This window comes from Halomonas sp. (genome assembly GCF_052095695.1).
Classification (GTDB): domain Bacteria; phylum Pseudomonadota; class Gammaproteobacteria; order Pseudomonadales; family Halomonadaceae; genus Vreelandella.
Window position 1 is genome coordinate 1 of record NZ_JBQDLQ010000167.1, and the last position, 3,165, is coordinate 3,165.

Here is a 3,165-nt window from a genome sequence, read left to right on the forward strand (position 1 = left end):
GTTGATCCCAATATCGCCACAGCCGATAATCAGTACGGTTAGCTTCACCGTGCTCACTCCTGTTGATTAATATTCCCTATTAGATACAAAATCTCTGTCAACGATTACAGTGAACCATGACACTGTCAGTTGAGAAAATCGTCAGTAGAGAAGATCGTCGGCAGAGCTTGCTTGTCCTTTTCCGTCCCGCTGACAGCATGCTATTAGTCACACGCTGCTACAAGAGGATGCCACTGGCACCACTATGACTTTAACAGAACTTCGCTACATCGTAACCCTTGCCCAAGAGCGCCATTTTGGCCGCGCGGCAGAGCGCTGTCATGTCTCTCAGCCCACGCTATCGGTGGCGGTGAAAAAGTTGGAAGAAGAGCTTGAAACGCCGCTATTCGAGCGCTCGAAATCCACCGTGCAGGTCACGCCATTAGGTGAAAAAATTGTTGCCCAGGCGCAGCGAGTACTGGAACAAAGCACGCTGATATTTGAGTTGGCTAGCAGCGGTAAAGACCAGTTAGCCAACCCGCTGCGCATTGGCGCGATCTACACCATAGGGCCCTATTTATTTCCCCACCTGGTACCTGCGCTGGCTAATGCTGCCCCGCAAATGCCGCTGTATATCGAAGAGGGCATGACCGGCACTCTGCGTGGCAAGCTAAGAAGCGGTGAGCTGGATGTGATTATTGTAGCACTGCCCTTCACCGAGACCGATGTGGTCACCAAGCCGATCTACGACGAAGCGTTTGAAGTGTTAATGCCGGCTAATCACGCCTGGGTGACGCGCGAGGCGATCAATAAAGAAGATTTACTCGAAGAGCGCCTGTTATTGCTCGGTGAAGGCCACTGCTTTCGTGATCAAATTCTTGAAGCCTGCCCGGCGATTACCCAAAAGCTCAACAGCCCCAGTAATACGCTGATTGCGGAAGGCGGCTCGCTTGAGACCATTCGCCATATGGTGGCCTCCCGGTTGGGCATTACCGTTTTGCCACAGTCGGCGCTGGGCACCGACCAGTATGAAAATGCCATGTTGGTCAGCCGTCCTTTCGTTGAGCCCGCACCGTCGCGCACCGTGGCGATTGCCTGGCGAGCAAGCTTTCCGCGGCCAAAGGCGATAGAAGCGTTGATTCAGGCGATCAGCCAGTGCCGTCAGCCCTCTCAGACCGTGAAAAGCGCCCCATGAGCGATCTCTCCGCGCCCGTTACGTCGCTGAAAGGCGTAGGCGAAGCCCTCGCGTTAAAGCTTAGCCGCTTGGCTATTCAGCGCGTTAGCGACCTGCTCTTTCATCTGCCGCTACGTTATCAAGACCGTACTCGCCTGACGCCCATTGGCCTTCTGCGCGCCGGGCAAGAAGCGGTGATTGAAGGTGAAGTGACGGCCTGCGACGTGGTAAAAGGGCGCCGCCGCAGCCTGCTAGTCCGCGTGCGTGATAATAGCGGTATTCTGAGCCTGCGGTTTTTCCACTTCTCGCCCGCCCAGCAGCAACAGCTGCACCCCGGTGCGAGCGTGCGCGCCTTTGGAGAAGCCCGTGCTGGAGCGACGGGTTTAGAGATCTATCATCCCGAATACCGGTTGATGGGGGGCAGTGAAGCACCGGTAGACGAGTATTTCACGCCTATTTATCCCACCACTGAAGGGCTCAACCAAGCGCGCCTGCGTGCCTTGACGCAGCAGGCGCTTGAGCTGCTAGACGCGGCCCCCGAAACGCTGCCTGACGTTATTCCTGATGCGCTGCGCCAGCGCTTTCAACTACCGGGGCTTCACGCCAGTCTGCACTTACTGCATCAGCCACCGCCTGATGTGAATATCGAGCAGTTAACCTGGGGTCAGCATCCGGCTACGCGCCGGCTCGCGTTGGAAGAGCTGCTGGCTCACCAGTTAAGCCTGCGCGAGGTTCGTCTGCGTATTCAGGCCGACGGTGCCCCGGTGCTACCCTCAGGGCGTAGCCTGCAGGCGCGTTTTTTGGCCCAACTGCCGTTTGCTCTGACCGGTGCTCAGCGCCGTGTATTGGAAGAAATCAGCCTCGATGTAAGCTGCCCAGCGCCAATGCTGCGCTTAGTTCAAGGCGATGTGGGGTCGGGCAAGACCGTCGTGGCGGCCATGGCGGCGCTGTGTGCCCTGGCAGGTAACTGCCAAGCCGCGATTATGGCGCCGACGGAAATCCTTGCTGAGCAGCACTACCGCGCGTTTAAAGCGTGGTTTGAGCCGCTGGGCATCGAAGTAGCGTGGCTGGCAGGTAAGCTCAAAGGAAAAGCGCGGCTGGATGCTAAGGCCGCGATTGCCGATGGCCGCGCGCGAATGATCGTCGGCACCCATGCGCTGTTCCAAGACGATGTGCACTTTCAGTGCTTAGGGCTGGCGATTATTGACGAGCAGCACCGTTTTGGCGTGCATCAGCGGCTAGCGCTGCGTGAAAAAGGCGAGGCGGGCGGGCTGACCCCGCATCAGCTAATCATGACCGCTACGCCGATTCCCCGCACGCTGGCCATGAGCGCCTACGCGGACCTAGATGTGTCGGTGATCGACGAACTGCCCCCAGGACGGACCCCGGTTAAAACCGTGGTAGTGCCTGATGAGCGGCGCCCTGAAGTGGTGGAGCGCATTAAGCTTGCCTGCAGTGAAGGCCGCCAGGCGTATTGGGTATGTACGCTGATTGATGAGTCCGAGGTATTACAGTGCCAGGCGGCGGAAGTCACCCGCGATGAATTAACGGTGGCGCTACCGGAGCTTGCCGTGGGTTTGATGCACGGGCGCATGAAATCAAGTGAGAAAGCCGAGGTAATGACGGCCTTCAAAGCAGGTGAGCTAGACTTGCTAGTGGCCACCACGGTGATCGAGGTCGGTGTGGATGTGCCCAATGCGAGCCTGATGATTATCGAAAACCCTGAGCGACTGGGGCTTTCCCAGCTTCACCAGCTACGTGGCCGGGTAGGGCGTGGCAGCACGGAAAGCTTTTGCGTGTTGCTCTACCACCCGCCGCTGTCGAAAAGCTCCCGCCAGCGCTTGGCAGTGATGCGCGAAACGACCGATGGCTTCCGTATTGCGGAAAAAGATTTAGAAATTCGCGGGCCAGGCGAAGTGCTGGGCACTCGTCAAACGGGCCTTGCGCAGATGAAAATCGCCGACCTTGAGCGCGATGCGGACCTGTTAGAGCGCGTTACCGCCATGGCCCAG

The 3,165-nt window shown here is 57.9% G+C and carries 2 protein-coding genes; both read left to right on the top strand.

Going from position 1 to position 3,165, the window contains the following annotated elements:
• Positions 1-244 precede the first annotated feature (244 nt).
• Positions 245-1,174 (top strand): hydrogen peroxide-inducible genes activator, encoded by a 930-nt coding sequence (locus ACTH5D_RS17700; RefSeq protein ID WP_441673526.1) that lies wholly within the window; start codon positions 245-247, stop codon positions 1,172-1,174.
• On the top strand, positions 1,171-3,165 hold a 1,995-nt coding region (recG, locus tag ACTH5D_RS17705; RefSeq protein WP_441673528.1), incomplete at its 3' end, for an ATP-dependent DNA helicase RecG. The genes ACTH5D_RS17700 and recG, both read left to right, overlap by 4 nt.

Coding starts and splice junctions, on each gene's coding strand:
- ACTH5D_RS17700 (WP_441673526.1), top strand. CDS start 245: ATGACTTTAACAGAACTTCGCTACATCGTAACCCTTGCCCAAGAGCGC.